This is a genomic window from Streptomyces sp. NPDC001717 (assembly GCF_042892775.1).
In the GTDB taxonomy this organism is placed as follows: domain Bacteria; phylum Actinomycetota; class Actinomycetes; order Streptomycetales; family Streptomycetaceae; genus Streptomyces.
In genome coordinates, this window is the sequence record NZ_JBIAUK010000012.1 from 73,148 (window position 1) to 96,341 (window position 23,194).

Genomic DNA, 23,194 nt, shown 5'->3' on the forward strand with positions numbered 1-23,194 from the left:
CCGGGATCGGTCAGCCGTCGGTGCCCGGCTTGGTTCCCCAGACGTAGACGGTGTCGCCCTCGGTGAGCAGGTTCCACAGCTTCACGGCGTCCGGCTCGGCCAGGTTGACGCAGCCGCCGGAGCCGCCGTGGGCGTAGAGGTAGTCGGACCGGGCGTGGATGGCCTGCCCACCGTCGAAGAACTGGGCGTACGGCATGGGGGCGTTGTTGTAGAGCGTGGACTTGTGGTCCTTGCTGCGCCAGTAGATCTCGTGCCGGCCGCGGCGGGTCTCGTCGGTGTCCCGGCCGGTGCGGATGGGCACGACGGGGAAGACGATCCGGTCGTCCTCCTGGACCCAGAGCAGCTGCCGGTCCAGGTCCACGCAGGTCACCCGCTCCTCCTCGACGGGGCAGTCCCCGCGGGCGTTGGGGTTCGGGCGGGCCGCCACGACGAGCATCATGCGGTACGTGTCCACCCCCGCGTAGCCGTCGGCCGGGCGGACCCCGTTCTTCCACTGGAAGGAGCGGATGGCGAGGCAGTCCGCCACCGACTCCGTGCCGTCGACCGGGCGGCGCAGGTGGGCCTCCAGCTCCCGCTGGTAGGGGCCGGTGTTGGACCAGCAGGCGCTGACCGGCTCCGGGCCGGTGGTCTCCGCCGCCGCCGTCGCCGGGGTCGGTCCCGCCAGGGCGAGTACGGCGGCGAGAGCGGCCGCGCGGACCGTCAGGGCTGTCGTCCGGGCTGCGGCCATCGGAGCCTCCTCGGGCCCGCCGGCCGGGCCCCGCTGCCCCCAGCCAACCCCGAAGGGCCGGGCGGGGGCGCCCGGAGCCGGCCCGTCGGAGTGAACGCCGTCACCCCGACGGCTCAGCGGGCCCGCGTGTCGGGGAGCTTGCCGTAGAGGTCGCGCTCGTTCTTGACGGTGACCACGAGCCGGCGGCCCGGAGTCTTCGCGTCCAGGGCCAGTGGGCCGGTCACCGGCTGCTCCGGCATCACGTACCCCTCGGGGAGGTCCCGCTCGGTCAGGTAGTACGAGCCGTCCGAGAGGCCGGTGAAGTCGCTGGTGCCGCCCGCGTCCGAGGCCAGACCGGGGCCGCCGGTCGGTTGGTCGGCATTGAGGCCGTGGTCCTGGAGGCCCTTGGTCCCGTTGGTCTCCTTCCAGACCTCGAACACCGTGCCGCGCAGGGGCCGGCCCGTCTTGGCGTCCTTGCTCAGGATCCGGATCGAGCCGCGGTGCACCGCGCCCTTCCTGCGCTGCGGGACGTTGAGGACGATGCCCTCCGGGCGGTCGTCCTCCTCCAGGTCGAACGGGGTGACCGGGTCGGCGGTCCCCTCGTAGCCCGCGGCGGCGGCGGTCTGCCGCCAGTAGTACGTCTCGCCGACCGGCGGGGTGGCCGTGCACGTGCCCTTGGCGTCGGTCACGCAGCCGCTGCCGCGCAGCGCGTCCGCGCCCGCGCCGGTCGTCTGCAGCCCGGCCCTGCCGTTGGACTCCCGCCAGAGCTCGAACCGCGCGCCGCGCAGCGGCGCCCCGGTGTCGACGTCCGTCTGCCGCAGCACCACCTTGGCCGACTCGGCCGCCGGCGCCGCGGCGATCACCGCCACGGCCGCGAGGCCGAGCGCCCACGCCTTCGCCCTCGTCCTCACCCTCGCCGCTGTACGTGTTGTCCTGCCTGTCATGGCACTCCGTCCGTGGGGCGGCCCGTCCGCCCTGACAGGCTGCGCGGAGCCTCGTACGGGAGTGCGGGAGGACACTCGTCCGGTACGGCATTCCGATCACACGGACCACCCGCACGGCTCACGCGACGGCGGAGCCGGCCACCCAGTCCGCCCAGGACATGTTCCAGCCGCCGAGGCCGTTGTCCGGGGCCACCGTCTTGTCCTGCGAGTTCACGACCTCCACCACGTCCCCGACCAGGGTCCGGTCGAAGAACCAGCCCGCGGGGGTGTCCGAGCCGCCGCCCTTGTCGTCGCGCAGGCCCACGCAGCCGTGGCTCATGTTGCTGGAGCCGAAGGTGTCGGGGCTGAGCCAGTAGTTCCCGTGCAGGAAGGTCCCCGAGGAGGTGAGCCGCATGGCGTGGGGGACGTCGGGGATGTCGTACTCGCCGCCGAAGCCGACGGTCTGGCCGTTCATGCGGGTGACGTCGAACATCTCCATCACCACCATCTTCCCGTTGTAGGTGGTGGTCTTGGGCGCTCCGGCGCTGATCGGCACGGTCGACAGCAGCTGCCCGTCCCGGCGCACCTCCATCGTGTGCGCGACCGCGTCGACCAGCGAGGTCTGGGAGCGGCCCACCGTGAAGGTGATCGTCTTGTCCTGGATGCCGTAGGAGCCGGGGGCGCCCTCGACGTCCCGCAGGTTCACCTTCACCGTGACCCGGGTGCCGGGCTTCCAGTATTCCTTGGGGCGGAAGTCGAGCCGTTCCTTGCCGAACCAGTGGCCCACGACCTGTACCGGAGGTTCGGAGGTGACCGTGATGGCCCGTTCCACGTCCACCTTGCGCTCGATGGCGTGGCTGAAGCCGAAGGAGACGATCATGCCGGTGCCCACGGTGGAGCGGTTCTCGGGCTTGAAGTAGCCGATGAACCTCTCCTCGGGGACGAAGGTGGTGAAGGTGGTGTGCCGGGCCTGGCGGCGGTCGTGCCCGTCGAGGGCGACGGCGTCCACGGTGTACTTGGCGGCGAGCGCGAGCCGGGCGGACCCGGGGTCGGGGCTCCAGCTCAGCCCGTCCTCGGCGATGGAGCCGGGGACCTGCTCCTCCTGCGCGTCCTCCACCTTGGTGACCACGACCCGCTCCAGCCGGCCCTCCGGCACCGCGACCACCAGGCGTCCGTCGGCCGGTACGTCCTTGGCCTTGTCCTCGGGGGTGATGCGGATGGCCTCGTCCGGCGAGCGGGGTTTGCCCGGGAGCGCGATCTCGACCGGGGAGCGGCCGTCCTCGGTGCATCCCGTCAGGCCGCCGAGCAGGCCCGCCCATGCCGCCACGGCGGCCAAGCCCGCCCCTGCCCGCCTCGTCAGAAGTGTCACGATCCCTCCAACGACCGGGCCCCTCCGGGGGAAACGTGAGCGCGGTGGACGTTCCGGGTACGGCAGTCCGGGCAGAACAGTGTGAAGGACCAGACGGGGGCGGCCCGGGCCGGGACGCCCGGGCCGCACCCCCGCCGGTACCCAGGAGCCGTGGAGGCGGGCAGTGTCGAGCGCAGCCGAGCAAGAGGCGGTGGAAGCCGTCATGGACGCCGTACCGGCGGTGCGGAGCGGCGCCGCCGCGCCCGCACCGCGGTCCGACGGCGCCGGGATCCAGCCAAATGTCCTGGTCGCGGGCCAGGTGCCGAGGGCGTCCGGACGCCCCGGCCCACCGGTGTGGCCCGGGTCATCGCATCCCCTGGGGGCCCGGTTCCGACCGGGCGCGGACGCGGCCGACGGGACGGCGGGCACCAACTTCGCGCTGTGGGCGCAGGGCGCGGAGGCGGTGGAGGTGTGCCTCTTCGACGAGGACGGCACGGAGACCCGGTGCCCGCTGGGCGAGCTCACGCACGAGATCTGGCACGGTTTCCTGCCCGGCGTGCGCCCCGGGCAGCGGTACGGGTTCCGGGTGCACGGCCGCTGGGATCCTTGGACGGGCGCCCGGTTCAATCCGGCGAAGCTGCTCCTGGATCCGTACGCGCGGGCCGTGGACGGCGACTTCCTCCTCCCTCCGGAGGTGTACGGGCACGTCCGCGACTGGCCGCAGCAGTACATCGCGGACACCGTGCGCGACGACCGGGACTCGGCGCCGTTCGTCCCCAAGGGGGTCGTCGTCCACGATGACGACGACTGGGCGGACGACGTCCGGCCGAAGACGCCCTGGGCCGATTCGGTGATCTACGAACTGCACGTGCGCGGCTTCACCATGCGCCATCCGGGTGTTCCCGAGGAACTGCGCGGCACCTACGCGGGGCTGGCCCACCCGGCGGCGGTCGAGCACCTGACGAAGCTCGGCGTGACGGCGGTGGAACTGCTGCCGGTGCACCAGTTCGCGCACGAGGACCACCTGCTGCGGCGGGGCCTGCGCAACCACTGGGGCTACAACTCGATCGGCTATTTCGCGCCGCACGCGGGCTACTCGGCGAGCGGGACGGCCGGGCAGCAGGTCGGGGAGTTCAAGCGGATGGTGAAGGCCCTGCACGCGGCGGGGATCGAGGTGATCCTCGACGTGGTCTACAACCACACGGCGGAGGCGGGCGAGCTCGGTCCGACGCTGTCGCTGCGCGGGGTCGACAACCGCGGCTACTACCGGCTCCAGTCCGACCAGCGGCGGTACTCCGACTACACGGGCTGCGGGAACACCCTGCACGCGGGCAGGCCGCACGTGCTGCGGCTGATCACGGACTCCCTGCGCTACTGGGTCACGGAGATGGGGGTGGACGGCTTCCGCTTCGACCTGGCGGCGGCGCTGGCCCGCTCGATGCACGACGTGGACATGCTGTCCCCGTTCCTCGCGGTGATCGCCCAGGACCCGGTGCTGCGGCGGGTGAAGCTGATCGCCGAGCCCTGGGACGTGGGCTCGGGCGGGTACCAGGTGGGGGCGTTCCCACCGCTGTGGACGGAGTGGAACGACCGCTACCGGGACGCGGTACGGGACTTCTGGCGGGGCGCGCTGCCCGACGTACGGGACCTGGGGTACCGGCTGTCGGGGTCGAGCGACCTGTACGCGTGGGGCGGGCGCAGGCCGTACGCCTCGGTCAACTTCGTGACCGCGCACGACGGTTTCACGCTGCGGGACCTGGTGTCGTACGAACGCAAGCACAACCAGGCCAACGGCGAGGACAACCGGGACGGGACCAACGACAACCGGTCGTGGAACTGCGGCGTGGAGGGGGAGCCCGCCGAGGGCCTCGACCCCCGGATCGGCGCGCTGCGCCGCCGTCAGCTGCGGAACCTGCTGACGACGCTCCTGCTGTCCACGGGGGTGCCGATGCTGGTGGCGGGGGACGAGTTCGGGCGTACGCAGGGCGGCAACAACAACGCGTACTGCCAGGACAACGAGACGGGATGGGTGGACTGGTCGCTGCTGGAGGACCCGGCCTGGCGCTCGCTCTTCGCGCTGGCCTCGCGGCTGGTCGCGCTGCGGCAGGCGCATCCGGTGCTGCGGCGGCGGGCGTTCTTCTCGGGGCGGCCGCAGGGCGTGGACGGGCTGCGGGACCTGGCCTGGTTCACGCCGGCGGGGGTGGAGATGACGGAGCGGGACTGGTACGCGCCGGCCGCCGCGCTCGGGATGTACCTGTCGGGGCGGGACATCCCGGGCCGTGACGAGCGGGGCCGTCAGGTGACGGACGACAGCTTCCTGGTCCTGCTGCACACCGGGGACCGACCGGTGCCGTGGGTACTGCCGGGAGCGCCGTGGGCGGACGCGTACGAGGTCGTCCTCGACACCTCCCGGGAGGACCAGGCCGCGGCTCCGGGCACCCGGCACCGGGGCGGGGAGACGGTGACGGTCCCGGCCCGCGCGGTGGTCCTGCTCCGGGTCGGCGGCTTCGGGCCAGGTGAGGCCGCCGGCTGAAGGGGACCCCGCGCCGCCCTGCGATGATGTGTTCGAACGGCATCGTCACCGAGGGAGTCGCCGGATGGGCAGAGTCGGAACCGCGCTGCGCGAGCTGCGCGGGGCGCAGAAGTCGGCGAAGGGGGTGTCGCTCTACTCACGGTTCGTCAACCGGCCGGTGGGGCGGTACCTGGCGGCCGGGTCGTACGCGCTCGGGCTCACCCCGAACCAGGTGACGTTGATCAGCGCCGCCCTCAGTTTCGCCGCCGTGGCCCTGGTCGCCGTGGCCGCGCCGTCGTGGGGGCTGGGGCTCGTCGTGTGGGCGGCTCTCGCCCTCGGGTTCGCCTTCGACTCCGCCGACGGGCAGCTCGCGCGGCTGCGCGGGGGCGGCAGTGCGGCGGGCGAGTGGCTCGACCACGTCGTGGACGCCGCCAAACTCACCGCGCTGCACAGCTGCGTGCTGATCGCCTACTACCGTTTTCCGGACGCGTACGGGACGGGATCGGACGGCTGGCTGCTGGTGCCGCTGGGCTTCCAGCTCGCCGCCGTGGTCACCTTCTTCGGCGGTCTGCTGACCGAGAAGCTGAAGCCCAAGCCGGCTCCCGGCAGCCCCGCCGAGGCGCCGTCGACCCTGCGCGCGGTGGCGTTGCTGCCGGTGGACTACGGCGTGTTCTGCCTGGTCTTCCTGCTGCTCGGCGGCGGGGAGCTGTTCACTTACGCCTACGCGGCGTTCGGTGCGGTCGCCGCCCTGTTCCTCGTGGCGTTCCTCGCGAAGTGGTTCCGGGAGCTCAGCGCAGTTCGGCGGTGAGCTGGCCCGGGGCGGCGGGGGCTTCGGCGAGCGCGTCCAGTGCCCGGCGCAGCTGGGTGCTCGAAGTGTGCACCGTGTAAGGGAAGTAGACGACGTCGACGCCGTGGGCGGCGAAGTCCTGTTCCAGCTTGTCGCCCTTGGGCGTCCCCCGCCAGTCGTCGCCCTTGAAGATGACGTCGAACCGGACCTGCTTCCAGGTCTCCACCTTGTCCGGGACGGTCTCCACGAAGGCGGCGTCCACGTACTTCACGCTGCGGACGATCTCCAGCCGTTCGACGAGCGGGATCATCGGCCGCCGTCCCTTGGCGAGTTCGGCCATCTCGTCGGACACCACGCCGGCCACCAGGTAGTCGCAGCGACTGCGGGCGTGCCGAAGGATGTTGAGGTGCCCTATGTGGAACAGGTCGTAGGCACCTGGTGCGTATCCGACTCGGTAGGGCCTGGCGTGGTCTCGCCGCGCGGGCGCGCCAAAGTCCGACATTTCCCGCTCCGTCATCTCTTACCCCCAGGGCCGCGCCCCCCGGCGCGGCGGATTAGCAGACAATAGCGTGCACGTTCCGTACCACGCGGGTGAACGAATAGGGTGGCCTGCGCATCATCCCGGGGCGGAAGGAACGTTCAGTGTCGAGATCCGGCAACCGGCGCCTGCTGCTGGTTTCCACGAATTACGCTCCCGAGCACGCGGGGATTGGGCCGTACGCCACCCAGATCGCGGAGCACTGGGCGGATCTCGGTCACGAGACCCACGTCCTGGCCGGCATGCCACACTACCCGGCCTGGTCGGTCGAGCCGGAGTACAAGGGGGCGCTCCAGCGCACGGAACGGCGGGCCGGAGTCACCGTGCACCGGCGCGCGCACACGGTGCCGCCCCGTCAGACCGCCGTCAGGCGGGCCCTGTTCGAAGGATCGATTCTGCTGCACGGCGCCGTGGCCCCGCCCCGGATGCCGAAGCCGGACGCCGTCCTCGCCCAGATGCCGAGCCTGGCCGGCGGGGTGCTCGCCGCCCGGCTCGCGGCCCGCTGGAAGGTCCCGTACGTCCCGGTCGTCCAGGACCTGATGGGCGCCGCCGCCGCACAGAGCGGGATCAGCGGCGGCGACAAGGCCGCCGCGATCGCGGGCCGCGCCGAGGCGTACGCCCTCAAGCGGGCCACGCTCGTCGGCGTCATCCACGAGACCTTCGTGGACCGGGTCGTCGGCATGGGCGTGGATCCGGCGAAGATCCGTCTGGTCCCCAACTGGTCGCACGTGGCGCAGCCCTCCAAGCCGCGCGACGAGACCCGCCACCACCTGGGCTGGGCCCCCGGCCAGACCGTCGTCCTGCACTCCGGGAACATGGGGCTCAAGCAAGGGCTGGAGGTCCTCGTGGGCGCCGCCCGCCTCGATCCGGGCGTCCGTTTCGTCCTGATGGGCGACGGCAGCCAGCGCTCGGCGCTCGCCGAGCTCGCGGCCGACGTCCCCAATCTCGACATCATCCCCCCTGCCGCCGACGGCGAGTTCCCCGATATCCTCGCGGCGGCGGACGTGCTCGCGGTCACGCAGCACGCCGCCGTTCTGGACATGAGCGTGCCGTCGAAACTCACCTCCTACTTCCAGGCCGGCCGGCCCGTCGTCGCCTCCGTGGCGGCGGAGGGCGGAACGGCCCAGGAAGTGGAACGCTCGGGCGCGGGGGTGCTCGTGCCGCCGGAGGACCCGGAAGCCCTGCTGAAGGCCGTCCGGATCCTCGCGCAGGACCCGGACGGGGCGGACGCGCTGGGGGCTGCCGGACCGCGCCACGTGGCGGCCCACCTGAGCCGTGAAGCGGGCCTGGCCCGGATCGACGCATTGATGGACGAAGCACTTGGGGGTCCCCGGCCGTGATCGAGACGAACCGCCCTGCGGCGGCCCCGGCGGAGGACGAACCGGACCTCCTCCGGGACCAGTTCCGACAGCTCCTGCGCTACCGCCGGCTCATCGGCGCGGGCGTCGGGATCGGACTGCTGGGCGGTGTCTACCTCGGCGTCTCCACGGCCGACACCTACGTCGCGACCGCCGACGTGGTGCTGCGCGCGCCCACCGACGACCCGTTCAACCCGAGCCTCGCCCCCGACAAGGCGATCAACATCGGCTCGGAGCGCCAGGTCGCGCTCAGCTCCTCCATAGCCAACGAGGCGGCGAAGAAGCTCGGGGTCGGCCCCTCCGGTTTCGCGGCCCTGCGCGGCGGCCTCCAGGTGACCAACCCGCCGCAGACGATGGTGCTCCGCTTCACCTACACCGCGTCCTCCCCCCAGGAGGCCGCCAAGCGGGCCAACGTGATGACGGAGGCGTACCTGACCAAGCGGCAGGAAGCCCTCGACGTCACCCGCGACAAGATGGTCAAGAGCTACCAGGAGCAGCGCGACCCGGTCGCCAAGCAGCTCGACGAGCTCGTCAAGCAGGTCAACGCGATGCCGGCGGGCGCCGCGCGCGACGCCGCCTACGCGTCCAAGACCGACCTCCAGGGCAAGGTCAACACCCTCAACAGCAACATCACCAAGCTCCAGGCCCTCGACATGACCCCGGGCCGGGTCACCAGCGCGGCCACGGCGCCCCCCGGCTCCGACGGCCCCGGCATCGTGATGTCGCTCGCGCTCGGCGCGGCCGTGGGCCTGGCGCTCGGCCTGCTGGCCGCCTGGGTCCGGCTCGTCTTCGACCCGGCGCCGCGCTCCGAGGGCGACGTGGCCCGCTCCCTGCGGGCCCCCGTGCTCGGCTACCTGCCCCGCGACCGGACCGGCGGCGGACCGCTGCTGGCCGCGGGCGAGGCCGACCCCAAGCTCGCCGAGGAATACCGCTCGGTGGCCTTCCGGCTCGCCTACGACGCCCGCTTCGCCGACCGGCGCCGGCTGCTCGTCGTCGCCCCGCGCGGCAGCAGCGAGACGGCCGCCGCGGTGGCCGTGAACCTCGCCGCGTCCTTCGCGGAGACCGGCAAGGACGTCCTGCTCATCGAGGCCGACCTGCGCACCCCGGTGCTGGCCAGCCAGCTGCCCACCGACGCGGGCGGGCGGCCGCGCTGGAGCCAGGGCTCGGGCGGCCCGGGCGCCGGGAAGGCCCCCGCGCAGCACGGGGACACGGAGTGGCCCGACGGGCGCCAGCTCGTCGTGGACGCCGGTGAGTCCGGCGCGTTCGACCTGATCCCGGGCCGTCCGGTGCGCAACGTCGCGCGCTCGCTGACCTCGTCGCGCGCCACCCGGCTGATCTCCGAGGCCGACTCCCCCAACTCCACCGTCGTCGTGCTCGCCCCGCCGGTGCTCTCCTACGCCGACGCGCTCGCACTCGTGGACCGCGTCGACGGCGTCCTCGTCGTCTGCGACCCGCGCGCCGTCCACCGCTCCGATCTGTCCCGGATCCGCGAGCTCATCAGCGGCGCCGGCGGCACCGTGCTGGGCGCGGTGCTGCACGCCCCGCTGCCCGGCGAGAAGCGCGGCCGCGGCAAGGACCGCCGCGGTTCCGGCGCGGCCGAACCGGCCGCGGCCGCCCCGCCGCAGCCCCAGCCGCTGCGGTACGAGGTCGACGAGCCCGAGCAGCACATCCCGGGCGACGGTACGGACACGGTCGCCCTGCGTACGGTCCGCCCGGGCCGGCGGTGAGTCGGCGCGGCCTCGCGGCGATCGCGTCGGTCCTGGACCAGGCGGCCTCCAGCGCCACGAACATCCTGGTGCTGGTGCTGGCCGCCCGGCTGTCCTCGGCCTCCGGCTTCGCCGACTTCTCGATGGTCTACGTCACCTTCAGCGTGCTCCTCGGGCTGAACATGGCCTACGTCGGCCAGAGCCTGGTCCTGGAGAAGGGCGACCGGGTCGGCGACCTCGCCCGGTCGGCCGCCGGCTTCACCGGGGCCGCGTCGGCCGCCGTGGGCGCGGTGCTCGCGCTCGTGGGCCTCGTACTGCCGGGGGCGACGGGGCGGGCCTTCCTCGCGCTGGGTCTCGTACTGCCGCTGGTGCTGCTGCAGGACGGGCTGCGGTACTGCTTCTCCGCGCTGCGCACGCCCGAGCGGGCGCTGGCCGCCGACGCGCTGCGGCTGGTGTGCGTGGTCGCGGCGCTGGCCGTCCAGCCCGAAGGGGCCTCCGCGGGAAGGCTGGTGCTGGTGTGGGGCGTTTCGGCGCTGCCCGCGCTGGCGCTCGGGCTGTTCCTGCTGCGGCCCTTCGTACGCGGGCGGCGCGCGGACCTGCGGCCGTACCTGCGGCGCGGTCACCTCGGGCAGCGGTTCGTGGTGGAGTTCGCGGTGGGCAACGGCTCCAGCCAGCTCGCCGTCCTGGGCCTCGGCGTCTTCGCGACCCCCCTCGCCGTCGGCGCGCTGCGGGGCGCCACCACCCTCTTCGGCCCGCTCAACGTCCTGTTCAACTCCGCGAACGCCTTCGCGCCCCCCTTCCTCGGGCGACTGCGCGGCAAGCGGGCCACCGTCCGGGCCACGGCCCTGCTCGGCCTGGCGCTGGCCGGGATCGGCGCGGGCTGGGGGGCCGTGCTGTACGCGCTGCCCGACCGGGTGGGCTCCTCGCTGCTCGGCGACACCTGGGCGGCCGCGTCCGCGCTGCTGCCGGCGACCGGGGCGCAGTACGCGGTGATGGGCCTGGGCACCTGTGCGCTGCTCACCCTGCGCGTGCTCGCCCCGAAGGCCACGCTGTCGCTCCAGGTGGTCTACTCCCTGCTGGCGGTGGCCCTGCTGCTGGGCGGCTACGCGCTGTGGGGCGTGGCGGGCGCGGCGTGGGGGCTGGCGGCCGGCTCGGCGGCGAAGGCAACGGCCGGCTGGCTGCGGGTAGGCCGTCTTCGGCCGGAGCCCGCCCCCGCTCTGGCCGCCTAGATGTGTTGTCCGGGCAGGTTGGTGCCGCGGCTGGCGGGTGTGTGGCCACCGATCCCGGTGTGGGGTCGGTGGTGGTTGTACCAGTGGAGCCAGTCGGTGAACGCTTCCATGCGTTCGTGGTCTGAGGGGTAGGGGCGTTGGTAGGCCATTCCTCGAGCAGGGTGCGGTGGAAGCGTTCGACCTTGCCGTTGGTCTGCGGGCACCAGGGCCGGGTCCAGCGGGGGCTGATGCCCAGGTCACGGCAGGTGTTGCGCCAGGTGTTCCTGCTGTAGGCCCAGGCGTTGTCGGTCAGGACCCGCTCGACGCGGATGCCCAGGGACGCGAACCAGGCGGTGGCCCGTGCCAGGAAGCCGGCGCAGGTAGGAGCGGTCTCGCCGGTCAGGACGGTGCCCGTCGGGTTGTGCGGGGGCGTGCGGTGGGTGTGCGCGGTGGCGTGTGCGGTGGGTCAGCGCAGTTTCGTGGCCTTGTCCTGTCGGTACGTGGCCACCAGGGCGAGGCACATCGCCGCGATGGCGACCCGGCCCGACGCCTGGAGCAGCGGCCCGCGCAGCAGGATGAAGGAGTACCCCGCCACGAGCGGGACCACCACCGAGATCAGGCTGCCCGATGGGGACCTGCGGGTGGCGCGCTTGGCGTACCGGCGGTCCACGCGGGCGGAGGCGTACCCGATGCCGAGCAGTCCCGCCCCCATGCCCAGCGGGCCGAAGTCGAGCCAGAGTTCCGCCCAGATCGGGGAGGAGAGGTTCGTGTTGACCGTGCCCATCCACTGGCCGACCATCACGCCCGTGTCGCGCGGCTTGCCCGGCCACACCGCGCGCGGCACCGCGAAGAACACCGATCCCGCGAGCTGGCGTCCGTAGAAATGGCCGGGGCCGGAGTTGGAGAAGGTGATGGTGTTGGCGAACATGCCGATCTGGTCGTAGTCCTTGAGCGCCATCGGCTCCAGGAAGGACGTGGTCTCGACCGGCTTGTAGTTCTTCTCGTCGTAGCGGAAGCGGTCCGCGAAGGGGAACACGAGCAGGGCGACGACCACCGCCATCGACAGCGCCACCCGGTACATCGCGGCGCTCACCGGGAAGACGGTGAACAGCAACGCGAACATGACCGTCAGGAACCAGTAGCGCGGGTTCGAGATCGGGTTGTTGACCACCAGGTTGAGGACGGCCAGCGCCCCCCAGGTGACGATGATCGACACCTTGCGGCGGGCGAACTTCGAGGTGATCAGCCAGCGCGTGTACAACAGCAGTGCGAGCAGCGCCGGTACGGTGCCGAAGCCGCGCAGCAGCGCCTGGCCGGCCTGGCCGTCGCCGTCGGAGATGCCCGCCTCCTCGATGCCCGCGATGATCTCCTGGCGGCTGGAGAAGAAGACGGTCGGGCCGCCGAGCTTCACGATGAAGGCGGCGCTGCACAAGAAGGCGATGACGGTCAGCAGTTGGAGGCGTCGCCGGTGCGCCATGACCGGTCGCGACTCCTTCTGGGAGCCGCCCGCGCGGCCGGCCGGTCGGTGCCGGGCCAGCAGGGCGCCCACGTCGAAGGCGAGACAGCCGAGCAGCACCAGCCCGATGGCGACGGTCAGGTCGGAGCGGGGGCCGACGACGGGGGTCGGCACCCTGCCGAGGACGGCCTGCGCGAGCGGTGCCACGCCCATCGCCATGTAGACGAACAGCCAGAAGGAGCCCTGGAGCAGCTTGCGGCGGCTGGTCAGCACCATCGCGGAGAGCCGGGCGCCCGCGTACATGGTGAGCAGGAGCTGGAGCCAGAAGGCCGCGTCGCGCTGTCCGTCGCCGTCCTGCACGGCGACGAAGAGCGGCAGGAAGACGGTGAACCCGAGGGCGAGCGGCACCGAGAGGGCGCGCGAGAGCAGGGTGCGGGGGGTGGTGACCCTGCCCCACTGCGACTCGTCCTCGAACGCGCTCGGCGGTCGGGGGGCGATCGGGGGTCTGCGTATGTCCGTTGCCACTGCCGCCCCCACCCCATGTGCCTGGTCCGGGCGCAGTCTAGTCTGAGCGCGCGGCGTCAGGGGAGGCGCCGGCGGGGTCCCCCCGGACGGAGTTCGGGGGCGGACACGATCGGGGCTTCAGTTGCGTGACCTTCCTTCCTTCACGCTGGCCGGATACGACAAGGGGCGCGGGCTGCTGACGCAGGCGCTCTGGTTCGCGGTGATGAACACGCTGTTCATGAGCTGGTTCTGCCCGGCGCGGCTGCGGGTCTCGCTGCTGCGGGCGTTCGGGGCGAGGATCGGCGAGGGCGTGCTGATCCGGCACCGGGTGCGGGTGCTGTGGCCGTGGAAGCTCACCGTCGGGGACCACACCTGGATCGGCGAGGGCGCCTGGCTGCTGAACCTGGAGCCGGTCACGATCGGCGCGAACGTGTGCCTCTCGCAGGAGGCGATGCTGTGCACCGGCTCGCACGACCACCGGGCCGCCGACTTCCGCTACCGCAATGCACCCATCACCGTCGAGGACGGCGCGTGGGTCGCCGTACGGGCGACCGTGCTGGCCGGGGTGACCGTGGGCCGCTGCGCGGTCGCGGGCGCGGGCTCGGTCGTGCACCGGGACCTGCCGGAGCTGACCCTGCAGACCCAGGACGGGCGGCGCCGCCCGGTGGAGGAGCCGAAGTGAGCACACGTGGTCTGCGAGTACTGCACGCCGTCACCCTGCACTCCCCCTCGCACGCCTTCGGCGGGCCGGTCCGGGTCGCGCTGAACCTGGCCAAGGGGCTGCGGGCGCGCGGCCACGAGGCTCGGCTGCTGGCGCTCGGCGAGGGGTTCGGCGAGCCGTGGCCCGATTCCGTGGAGGGGGTGCCCGCCAAGCTGTTCCCGGCCCGCAGGCTCCTCCCCCTCGGCTTCAGCGGGATGACCTCGCCCGCGCTGCTGGCCTCGGCCGGACGTCTGGTGCGGGAGACCGACGTGGTCCACGTGCACCTCGCGCGGGACCTGGTGACCCTGCCGGTGGCGCTGGCGGCGCTGCGGGCGGGCAGGCCGCTGGTGTTGCAGACCCACGGGATGGTCGACCCGAGCGAGAAGCTGCTGGCGAAGGTGCTGGATGCGGTGGCGGTGCGCCGGGTGCTGCGCGGCGCGGACGCCGTGCTGTACCTGACCCCGTACGAGCGGGAGGGCCTGGACGCGGTCGTCGGGGCGCCGCCGTTGGCGGGGGCCGTGCGGCTGGTGAACGGGACCCCGGCGCAGGAGGAGCGGCCGGCGCCGAGCGGCCCGCCGAGGATCCTGTACTCGGCGCGGTTGCAGGCCCGCAAGCGGCCGGTGGACTTCGTGGACGCGGCGCCGGCGGTGCTGGCCGTGCATCCGGACGCCCATTTCGTGGTCGCGGGCCCGGACGAGGGCGAGCTGGCGGCCGTCCGCGCGCGGATCGCCGCGCTCGGCCTGTCGGATCGGTTCACGGTGCCGGGGGCGCTGTCCGCGCGGGAGGTGCAGGCGGAGCTGCGGCGGGCGCACGTCTACGTACTGCCGTCGGTGGAAGAGCCGTTCCCGATGTCGGTGCTGGAGGCGCTGGCGGTGGGCGTGCCGGTGGTGGTGACGCGGTCGAACGGGCTGGCGCGGGACGTCGGGGCGGCGGAGGCGGGGCGGGTCGTGGACCCGGGGCCCTCGGGGGTCTCCGGGGCGGTCCTGTCCCTGCTGGACCCCGCGGTCAACGCCGAGGCGTCGCGCGCTGCGCGCAAGCTGGCGGCGGAGTCCTTCTCGATGGACTCCGTCCTGGACACGCTGCTGTCGGTCTACGCGGACGCGGCCCGCCGCTGACGGCTGCCGCTGCGCGGAGCCGGTCCCCTACCCGCCCTTCCACCGTTCCCCGGGGCTCCGCCCCGGACCCCGGTCCTCAAACGCCGGACGGGCTGGAGTTTCCCGCACCTGGCAGGCAGCAGCAGCCGAATCCAGCCCCACCGGCGTTTGAGGACCGGGGTCGGGCAGGGCCCGGTGACGGTGTGCGTTACGCCGGGATCCAGGCGTAGCAGCCCGTGGAGTTGAACTCCGCCGTGCCGGACGGGATCGAGGCGGTGATCTTGTCGCCCGGCTTGGGAGTGGTCTCGGGGCCCGCGGCCAGCGTCGCGCCGTCCTTGCCCTTCGCCTCCCACTTACAGGTGGTGGCCTGGGTCAGCGCCCGGTAGTTGCCCGCCGCGGGCGACTGGCGGGTGCCGTCCGGGAAGCCCTTCTCGGCCGCGGCCAGGATCGGCTTCTGCTCCGGGCACAGCAGCGGGATCGCGTCCTTCGCACCCGGGATCTCCCCGGTGATGATCGACCCGGTCGCCGCGTCCTTGTCGTGCTTCGCCGTGCGCTCGACCCGCTGGCAGGCCTCGTGGCCGCCCTGCAGGACGGCCGCCGGGTCCATCTTCTCCGGGACGCGGCCGCTCAGGTACTGCTTCTCCTGCGCGGTGAAGCTGCCCGTCTTCGGGGTGAGCTTCGCGTCGGGTACGACCGGGCCCGTCGGCTTCGCGTCCGGGTCGGTCGACGGGGCGGGGGTGTCCGCCGGGTCGGGGACCGCCGAGGAGGCCGGGGGCTTCGCCTTGGCGTCCGCGCCGGAATCGGCCTTGCCGCCGTCCGAACTGCAGGCGGTCAGCGTCAGGGCCGCGGCCAGCAGGACAGCGACCGCTGCGGGGCGTCGGTACATCGGATGGCTCCCGTACGTGCGTGCTTGCGTACTTGCTGAAAGGGGGTGCGGGGCCCGGCCGCACCGGCCGGGCCCCGCTCCTGCGGCTACTTCGCGCCGAAGGTGAGCACCAGCTGCGGGGCGCCCTCCGCCGCGGTGGACTCCGCGGACCAGAGCCACAGCGGGTCGGTGCCCGTGCTCGTCAGGCCCATGCTGTAGCTGCCGCCCAGCGCGGCCGAGAGCGCGGCGGTGTCGAGCGGGACGTTCTGGACGGCCGAGCCGTCCGGCACGCTCGCGATGCTGCCGAGCGGGGTGGTGCCCAGCGTCGGCTTGGTGTTGAAGGTGGTGCCCGCGCCGCTCCAGGTACCGGTGACCGGGACCACGGACACCTTGTCGGCGGTGCCGGCGCCCGTCTGCGTCGTGGTCTTGAACTGGAGGGACGCCGACTTCAGGACCTGACCGGCCGGGGCGGCCGGAAGGGTGAAGCGCAGGTACGTCTCGTAGGCCGAGGTGCCGCGCACCGCGAGCGAGGTGGACGTGCCGTAGGCGGTGCTCGGGGCGCCCTGGTTGATGTAGGTGTCCTCGGACGCCTTGAGCGTGGAGACGGTGTCGGTCGGGGCGCCGGCCAGGTCGAAGTGGTTCTTGACCTGGGCCTGGGTGAGCGCGGTCGGGTAGACGGCCGTCTCGTCGAGCTGCCCGGCGAAGAAGTTGCTCGTCGGGCGGTTCGGCCAGTTGGCGAGGTTGTCGCCGCCGACGTGCCAGTAGCCCGCGTAGGACGTCGAGGTGGTCACGTTGAGCGTGCCCTTGTTCTGGCCGTCGACGTACAGGGCCATGCCGGCCGGACCCTGGGTGGCGACCACGTGGTGCCACTTGTTGTCGTTGTACGTCTCGAACAGACCGGTGGTGATCGTCTTGGTGCTGCCGCTGTACACGCCGAAGACCAGACGACCCGCGTTGGTCATGTAGATGTGCTTGTCGTACGTGTCGCTGTTCCGGCTCTGGTTGCTGCCGAAGCCGACCAGCTTGCCGCCGCGGGTGGTGTTCGTCTTGAACCAGGTCTCGATGGTGTAGGCGTTGCCGAGCGTCTGGCGGCGGTCGCCGTACACCTGCTGGCTCGTGCCGTTGAAGGCCATCGCGGTGCTGGTGCCGGAGACGGCGCCGGGCGACTGGCGCAGGGTCGGGGTGTTGAGCTGGAGACCGCTCATGTTGCCGCCGACGGAGGAGTCGGCGACGTACGGGCTGACCGAGTCGTCGTAGCGCCAGTACAGCTGGGCACCGTCCGCGCGGACCTGGTTCGGGTAGCCCTGGACCGAGGTCGGGACGGTCACCGAGGCGGTGGCCGACAGGGCGCTGGTGTTGCCCGCGCCGTCGGTGGCGGTCACGCGGTAGGTGTACGTCTGACCGCCCTTGACCGTGGTGTCGGTCCAGGAGGCCTGGGGACGCTCCCACTCCAGGGAGTCCGCGGCGACGGTGGCGATCGGCGTGGTCGAACCGTTGCGGTAGATGCGGTACGTCAGCTTGCTGTCGTCCGCGTCGTAGCTGGTGCGCCAGCGGACCTGGGCCTCGCCGGGCTTGACGCTGCCGGCGCTGGCCACCGGAGTGGTCGGGGCGCCGCGGTCGCCGGTGGAGGCGAAGCGGGTCAGGCCCCACTGGGTCTTGCCGTTGATGAGGGTGAACTCACCGCCGACCCACATGTACTTGACGTCGTTCTTCTCGGCCACGGCCATGACGCGCGGGCCGATGCCCTCGGTGCCGTCCATGCCGTCGTTGGCCGTGGGGTGCCAGCCGAGCTTGCCGGGGCTGCGCACGAAGCCGTCGACGGGCGCGGGGGCGGCACCTTCCCAGTTGGTCTTCTGGGCCAGGAGGAAGTTGCGCTTGCCGTCGGGGAACTCCTGCTCGGTGGTGCAGTTGTGCGCGTGCGAGGAGCTGTACAGGACGCCCTCGTACGGCAGCACGAACTGGGTCGCGCCGAGGCAGCGGTCGCGCCACTTCTCGTTGAAGTCGCTGAGGTTCAGGGCGATGCGGCCGTCGAAGACACCGCCGCCCGAACCCTCGTTGCCCGTGTAGAAGCCGCCGTTGTCGTCGGTGGCGATGTCCTTGACGACCGAGTTCGACGGGATGTTGGTGTAGGTCTTCTTGACCGCGCCCGTACCGGAGTCGACCACGGCGAGGGCGTGGCTGTTCTTGCCGTTGACGGTGAAGAAGTCGCCGCCGAGCAGCACGCTCTTGCCGTCGGGGGTGACCTCGACGGCGCGGCCCGGCTCGTCGACGTTGGCGACGAACGGCTTGAGCGCGCCGGAGCCGGCGTCGACTGCGGCGAACCGCTCGCGGGTCTGGCCCTCGACGGTGTTGAAGTCGCCACCCGCGTACAGGGTGTCGTCGGTGACGGCGAGCGCGCGCACGGTGGCGGGGAAGCTCGGGTGGAACGAGGCCTTGGGGGTGCAGCTCGCGATGTCGATCGCGGCGAGGCTTGACACCGGGGTGCCGTTGACCGCGCCGAAGGAACCGCCCGCGTAGAGGGTCTTCTTGTCCTTCGACACGACCAGCGTGCGCACCGTGGCGGTGCCCTCGCCGATGGTGAAGGCCAGCTTGCACGAGGTCGGGTTGCCGGTCGCGGCGTCGAGCGCGACGAAGTTCACGGCTTCCTGCTCGGCGCCGGCGGTGCCCTCGGGCGGGCGCACGGCGGAGAAGGTGCCACCGGCGAAAACGGTGCCGTTCGCCTGGGCCATCGCCCAGACCACGCCGTTCGTCTGCCAGGTGGGCAGTTCGTCGGCGGTGAACGCGACCGGAGGCGTGATGGCGGACGCCTCGGGCATCAGCACCAGGCCTATGCCCGTGCCGGCGCCGGCCAGTGACAGGACGAGGGCAGCAGTCAGCCCTCTGGATCTACGCATGAGCCCCCCAGGGCGAGTTGCCCGGTTTGATGGCTGGAACTATCCGAACAGCCATATGTATCTGCGCAGACTAGGGCTCACGAAGGGCCCGGTCACCTCGCTCGACCCATTGCTACCAACTTGGAATCAACAGGTTCCACTTGGACGGCGCGCACGACGGACATACGGCAGGTATGACCCGGTCGTACCTGGCGGACTGACCGGGACACGGCAAATCGTAGGCGAAATATATAAGGCGTCAGCGGTCGATGCGGACCGTCGCACCCGCCAGTTGGTCCTCGACCTGGCGGATGTCGGCGTCGACCATGATCCGGGCCAGGTCGGTGACCAGGACCGTCGGCTTCCAGCCGAGCAGCGACTCGGCCTTGGAGGCGTCGCCGATGAGCGCGTCGACCTCGCTGGGGCGCTCGTACTTGGGGTCGTAGCGCACGTGCTCGTTCCAGTCGAGGCCGGCGTGGCCGAAGGAGGCCTCGACGAACTCGCGGACGGTGGCGGCGACTCCGGTGGCGACCACGTAGTCGGTCGGCTCGTCCTGCTGGAGCATCCGCCACATGGCGTCCACGTACTCGGGGGCGTAGCCCCAGTCGCGGACGGCGTCGAGGTTGCCGAGGTAGAGCTTCTCCTGCAGGCCGGCCTTGATCCGGGCGACCGCGCGGGTGATCTTGCGGGTCACGAAGGTCTCGCCGCGGCGCGGGGACTCGTGGTTGAAGAGGATCCCGTTGACGGCGAACATGTCGTACGCCTCGCGGTAGTTGACGGTGGTCCAGTACGCGAACACCTTCGCGGCGCCGTAGGGGCTACGGGGGTGGAACGGGGTCCCCTCGTTCTGCGGGGGCGGAGTCGCGCCGAACATCTCCGAGGAAGAGGCCTGGTAGATGCGGGTGTCGACACCGCTGGCCCGGATGGCCTCCAGGAGGCGCAGGGCGCCGAGGCCGGTCACGTCGCCCGTGTAGAGCGGGGCGTCGAAGGAGACGCGGACGTGCGACTGGGCGCCGAGGTTGTAGACCTCGTCGGGGCGTATCTCGCGGAGCAGGTTCACCAGGGCCACGCCGTCGGAGAGGTCCGCGTGGTGCAGGACGAACGAGCGGTTCGCCGTCTGCGGGTCCTGGTAGATGTGGTCGATGCGCTCCGTGTTGAAGCTGGAGGACCGCCGCACGAGCCCGTGCACCGTGTAGCCCTTGGAGAGCAACAGCTCGGAGAGGTACGACCCGTCCTGTCCGGTGACTCCGGTGATCAGTGCGGTCTTGCCCATGCGGTCCCCCTGGGGTGCGTTGCCGTGCTTTGCGGTCGGTCGTGTCCTGCGGGTTCCCGTGGCCCGGCGATCGCGCCCCCGCGCGACGCCCCCCGGACGCTGTCCGGAACCTGGACTGGATGCGTACCGTACACGCCCGTCCCGGTTCCGGCGGGGCCGGCCCACGCAACCCCCTTGCCGTCGGGGTCGGGTGCACGGCGCGGCGCCCCCGCAGGGCGTCGAACGCCGGTGCCCTGGGGGGCGGCCCCCCTTGGCACTCCCGCACCGTCGGGGTCGGGTGTGCGGCGGGGCGCCCCCGCAGGGCGTCGAACGCCGATGCCCTGGCGGGGCGGCCCCCCTTGGCACTCCCGCACCGTCGGGGTCGGGTGCGCGGTGGGGCGCCCCCGCAGGGCGTCGAACGAAACCCGCTCGTGTTGCCGGTGCCGCACCCCGTTCGACGCCCGAGGAGGTGCCCCGGCGCGCGCCCGGCCCCGACGGCCCACCCTGCGGCCCGCCCCGGCCAAGTGGGGTGCCGCTGCGCGGAGCCGTCCCCTACCCGCCCTTCCACCGTTCCCCGGGCTCCGCCCGGACCCGTCCTGGGGCTCCGCCCCAGACCCCGCGCCTCAAACGCCGGCGAGGCTGGAAAGGGCTCTGCCCCGGACAGGCAAGGCCCGGACCGGCAGGGCCCGGACCAGCAAGGTCCGGACAGGCAGGGCCCGGACCGGCAAGGCCCGGACCGGCAAGGTCCGGACTACCGCTGCCCCCGCGGGAGCGGACTGGCATGATCGGGCCCATGACAAGCACCCCTCTCCTGCCCCCGAACGCCCGTGTCTTCGTCGCGGGGCACCGCGGTCTCGTGGGGTCCGCGGTGGCCCGCCGGTTGACCGCCGACGGCCACGAGGTGCTCACCCGCGGCCGCGCCGAACTCGACCTGCGCGATGCCGCCGCGACCGGGGCGTACCTGAAGGACGTCCGCCCGGACGCCGTCGTACTGGCCGCCGCCAAGGTCGGCGGGATCATGGCCAACAGCACCTATCCGGTGCAGTTCCTGGAGGAGAACCTCCAGATCCAGCTCAGCGTCATCGCCGGCGCGCACGCCGCGGGCGTCGGGCGACTGCTGTTCCTCGGTTCGTCCTGCATCTACCCCAAGTTGGCCCCGCAGCCCATCCACGAGGACGCCCTGCTGACCGGCCCCCTGGAGCCGACCAACGAGGCCTACGCCCTCGCGAAGATCGCCGGCATCGTCCAGGTCCAGTCGTACCGCAAGCAGTACGGCGCCTCGTACATCTCGGCCATGCCCACGAACCTCTACGGCCCGGGCGACAACTTCGACCTCCAGACCTCGCACGTCCTGCCGGCCCTGATCCGCCGGTTCCACGAGGCCGCGGCCGAGGGGCGCGAGGAGGTCGCCCTGTGGGGATCCGGCACCCCGCGCCGGGAGTTCCTCCACGTGGACGACCTCGCCGCGGCCTGCGCGGTGCTGTTGGAGTCGTACGACGGCGACGAGCCCGTCAACATCGGCTGCGGCGAGGACCTGACCATCCGCGAACTCGCCGAGACCGTGGCCGAGGTGACCGGCTTCGGGGGCCGCCTCGCCTGGGACACCTCCAAGCCGGACGGAACCCCCCGCAAGCTGCTGGACGTCGGCCGCCTGACCTCGCTCGGCTGGAAGCCCGGCATCCCGCTGCGCGACGGCATCGCGGCCACCTACCGGTGGTGGCTGCGGGAGCAGGGCGACGGCAGCGGGCGGAACGGCTGATCCATCCCGGGTTCCCTCAGTACGCTCCGCGGCCGTCCACGACGGCGCGGAGCGTACGGCCCATCACGTCGACGTCACTGGTGAAGGACCAGTTGTCGACGTACTGGAGGTCGAGCTGGATCGTCTCGTCCCACGACAGGTCCGACCGTCCGCTGATCTGCCACAGCCCCGTCATCCCGGGGCGCACGGTGAGCCGGCGCAGCTCGACCTCGTCGTACTGCTCCACCTCCTCCGGCAGCGGCGGGCGCGGGCCGACCAGCGACATGTGACCCGTCAACACGTTGATCAGCTGAGGCAGTTCGTCCATCGAGGTGCGGCGCAGCAGCCTGCCCACCCGGGTCACCCGGGGGTCGCGGCGCATCTTGAACATCAGGCCGTCGTTCTCGTTGGACCCGGACAGCTCGGCCTTGCGCGCCTCGGCGTCCACGACCATCGTGCGGAACTTCCACATGGTGAACGGGACCCCGTCGCGGCCGATGCGCTCCTGCCGGTAGAAGGCCGGGCCGGGCGAGCCGAAGCGGATGGCGAGGACGATCGCGAGGAAGACCGGTGCGAGCAGCAGCAGCCCGCCCGCGGCGCCCGCCCGGTCCAGGGCGGACTTGAGCAGGGTCTGCACGCCCCGGCTGACCGGCGGCGCGACGCGCAGCACGGCGAGTCCGCCCGCGGACAGGGTCTCCAGCCTCTTGACGGAGACCTCCACGAGCCCCGGGAAGACGGCGAGTTCGAGTCCGGCGTCGTGCAGGGCCCAGGCGACGCGGCGCAGCCGCTCCCCCGCGATCCGCGCGCCCGGTGCGACCAGCACCAGGTCGACGCCCAGGCTGCGGACCGCTCCGAGGACGGCGGCGGAGTCGCCGCCCTGCGCCTTGGGCATGTCGGCGGCGAGCCGGGCGGCCTCGGGCACGCCGCTGCCGAGCGGGCCGTCGCCGACCGCCACCACGCCGACGACCACGTACGGGTGGTCGGTGCGCGAGGCGAGGTGCGCGATGACGTCCTCGGCGGCGTCGGGCTCGCCCACGACCAGGACACGACTGACGGCCTGGGCCTCGCGGCGGGCGGCCGAAAGGTGCCGGTAGGTCAGTTTGTGGTGGGCGACGGTGATGAGGAGGGCGGGCACCAGGGCGGCCAGTGCGGACAGCCTGGGCGTGTCCTCCTCGGTCACCACACGGGCCACGGCCAGCACGCCGATCAGAATCAGCCAGTCGTGCAGGACGGGCAGCACTCCGCGGGATTCTCCGAGCGCGCGGGCCGTGTAGCGCCGGCGCAGCGCCTGCACGCCGGTCCAGGCGAGCGCGGCGGCGACGGCGCAGTGGAAGGGTCGTACCTGCTGGGCCGCGTGGAAGACGAGGCCCACGGGTACGCCGGCCCCGAGGAAGTCGGCTACGAGGGCGGCGGGCAGGTACCAACGGGCCTTGTCGCCGAGGCTCCTTGCGGGCACCAGGGTGTCCCGGGCAGCCCTGGCCAACCTTTGCGCAGGAATATGGACATGCCTCATGGGCCCCCCTGGCACGTGGTCAATGACGGCGGCGACTGTCCACGGCTTCCCCAGGCAGCGGACGTCCGTCGCACCGAGAAACAGTACGACAAACGCCAGTAAGGCAAATGCCG

18 protein-coding genes are annotated in these 23,194 nt (G+C 72.5%); 8 read left to right on the forward strand and 10 right to left on the reverse strand.

What is annotated here, in order from left to right; genetic code table 11:
• Positions 1-10: 10 nt before the first annotated feature.
• The 3 genes from ACFYZL_RS20650 to ACFYZL_RS20660 form a co-directional block, all read right to left on the reverse strand.
• Positions 11-727 (reverse strand): L,D-transpeptidase family protein, encoded by a 717-nt coding sequence (locus ACFYZL_RS20650; protein WP_384756174.1) that lies wholly within the window; start codon positions 725-727, stop codon positions 11-13.
• 113 nt (positions 728-840) lie between these two features.
• On the reverse strand, positions 841-1,617 hold the full coding sequence (locus ACFYZL_RS20655) for a collagen binding domain-containing protein (protein WP_384756176.1): 777 nt from the start codon (positions 1,615-1,617) through the stop codon (positions 841-843).
• A 151-nt stretch (positions 1,618-1,768) separates the two neighbouring features.
• The gene (locus ACFYZL_RS20660; protein ID WP_384756182.1) at positions 1,769-2,989 is read right to left on the reverse strand and encodes an Ig-like domain-containing protein; all 1,221 of its coding nucleotides are present in this window, start codon (positions 2,987-2,989) and stop codon (positions 1,769-1,771) included.
• Between the two features lie 172 nt (positions 2,990-3,161).
• Here ACFYZL_RS20660 and glgX point away from each other — a divergent pair, with 172 nt between their 5' ends.
• A complete protein-coding gene (gene glgX / locus ACFYZL_RS20665) occupies positions 3,162-5,510 on the forward strand; it encodes a glycogen debranching protein GlgX (protein WP_384756822.1) in 2,349 nt (782 codons plus the stop codon).
• A gap of 64 nt (positions 5,511-5,574) precedes the next feature.
• Entirely contained in the window at positions 5,575-6,297 is a 723-nt protein-coding gene (locus ACFYZL_RS20670; RefSeq protein ID WP_384756819.1) for a CDP-alcohol phosphatidyltransferase family protein, read from the forward strand.
• On the opposite strand, the gene ACFYZL_RS20675 is transcribed toward ACFYZL_RS20670, so the two are convergent.
• On the reverse strand, positions 6,278-6,778 hold the full coding sequence (locus ACFYZL_RS20675) for an adenylyltransferase/cytidyltransferase family protein (protein WP_384756817.1): 501 nt from the start codon (positions 6,776-6,778) through the stop codon (positions 6,278-6,280). The genes ACFYZL_RS20670 and ACFYZL_RS20675 overlap by 20 nt on opposite strands.
• Before the next feature lie 170 nt (positions 6,779-6,948).
• On the opposite strand from ACFYZL_RS20675, the gene ACFYZL_RS20680 reads away from it, so the two are divergent.
• Genes ACFYZL_RS20680 through ACFYZL_RS20690 form a run of 3 tightly spaced genes read left to right on the forward strand, consistent with a single transcriptional unit; the run spans position 6,949 to position 11,107 of the window.
• Positions 6,949-8,154 (forward strand): glycosyltransferase family 4 protein, encoded by a 1,206-nt coding sequence (locus ACFYZL_RS20680; protein WP_384756827.1) that lies wholly within the window; start codon positions 6,949-6,951, stop codon positions 8,152-8,154.
• Positions 8,151-9,899 (forward strand): lipopolysaccharide biosynthesis protein, encoded by a 1,749-nt coding sequence (locus tag ACFYZL_RS20685; RefSeq protein WP_384756815.1) that lies wholly within the window; start codon positions 8,151-8,153, stop codon positions 9,897-9,899. Before ACFYZL_RS20680 ends, ACFYZL_RS20685 begins: the two co-directional genes overlap by 4 nt.
• A complete protein-coding gene (locus tag ACFYZL_RS20690; protein ID WP_388680694.1) occupies positions 9,896-11,107 on the forward strand; it encodes a hypothetical protein in 1,212 nt (403 codons plus the stop codon). The genes ACFYZL_RS20685 and ACFYZL_RS20690 overlap by 4 nt, the downstream gene beginning before the upstream one ends.
• Here ACFYZL_RS20690 and ACFYZL_RS20695 read toward each other — a convergent pair.
• Together ACFYZL_RS20695 and ACFYZL_RS20700 are read right to left on the reverse strand one after the other, a co-directional pair.
• On the reverse strand, positions 11,104-11,256 hold the full coding sequence (locus tag ACFYZL_RS20695; protein WP_388680697.1) for an integrase core domain-containing protein: 153 nt from the start codon (positions 11,254-11,256) through the stop codon (positions 11,104-11,106). The two genes, ACFYZL_RS20690 and ACFYZL_RS20695, sit on opposite strands and share 4 nt — an antisense overlap.
• A gap of 296 nt (positions 11,257-11,552) precedes the next feature.
• Positions 11,553-13,067, reverse strand: a complete 1,515-nt coding sequence (locus tag ACFYZL_RS20700) for a hypothetical protein (RefSeq protein WP_388680700.1) — start codon at positions 13,065-13,067, stop codon at positions 11,553-11,555.
• Positions 13,068-13,188: 121 nt separating this feature from the next.
• Here ACFYZL_RS20700 and ACFYZL_RS20705 point away from each other — a divergent pair, with 121 nt between their 5' ends.
• Positions 13,189-13,728 (forward strand): WcaF family extracellular polysaccharide biosynthesis acetyltransferase, encoded by a 540-nt coding sequence (locus tag ACFYZL_RS20705; RefSeq protein ID WP_384756807.1) that lies wholly within the window; start codon positions 13,189-13,191, stop codon positions 13,726-13,728.
• Positions 13,729-13,739: 11 nt separating this feature from the next.
• Positions 13,740-14,861 (forward strand): glycosyltransferase, encoded by a 1,122-nt coding sequence (locus ACFYZL_RS20710; protein ID WP_388680880.1) that lies wholly within the window; start codon positions 13,740-13,742, stop codon positions 14,859-14,861.
• Positions 14,862-15,048: 187 nt separating this feature from the next.
• On the opposite strand, the gene ACFYZL_RS20715 is transcribed toward ACFYZL_RS20710, so the two are convergent.
• From ACFYZL_RS20715 to gmd, 3 genes are all read right to left on the reverse strand, one after another.
• On the reverse strand, positions 15,049-15,726 hold the full coding sequence (locus ACFYZL_RS20715; protein ID WP_384758664.1) for a hypothetical protein: 678 nt from the start codon (positions 15,724-15,726) through the stop codon (positions 15,049-15,051).
• An 86-nt stretch (positions 15,727-15,812) separates the two neighbouring features.
• Positions 15,813-18,599, reverse strand: a complete 2,787-nt coding sequence (locus tag ACFYZL_RS20720; protein ID WP_384758662.1) for a LamG-like jellyroll fold domain-containing protein — start codon at positions 18,597-18,599, stop codon at positions 15,813-15,815.
• A 238-nt stretch (positions 18,600-18,837) separates the two neighbouring features.
• Positions 18,838-19,851, reverse strand: coding sequence for a GDP-mannose 4,6-dehydratase (gene gmd, locus ACFYZL_RS20725; RefSeq protein ID WP_384596250.1), 1,014 nt, complete (start codon positions 19,849-19,851; stop codon positions 18,838-18,840).
• Positions 19,852-20,623: 772 nt separating this feature from the next.
• On the opposite strand from gmd, the gene ACFYZL_RS20730 reads away from it, so the two are divergent.
• A complete protein-coding gene (locus tag ACFYZL_RS20730) occupies positions 20,624-21,589 on the forward strand; it encodes a GDP-L-fucose synthase family protein (protein ID WP_388680705.1) in 966 nt (321 codons plus the stop codon).
• Between the two features lie 16 nt (positions 21,590-21,605).
• Here ACFYZL_RS20730 and ACFYZL_RS20735 read toward each other — a convergent pair whose 3' ends face one another.
• Entirely contained in the window at positions 21,606-23,081 is a 1,476-nt protein-coding gene (locus ACFYZL_RS20735) for a sugar transferase (RefSeq protein ID WP_384758418.1), read from the reverse strand.
• Between the last annotated feature and the right edge of the window lie 113 nt (positions 23,082-23,194).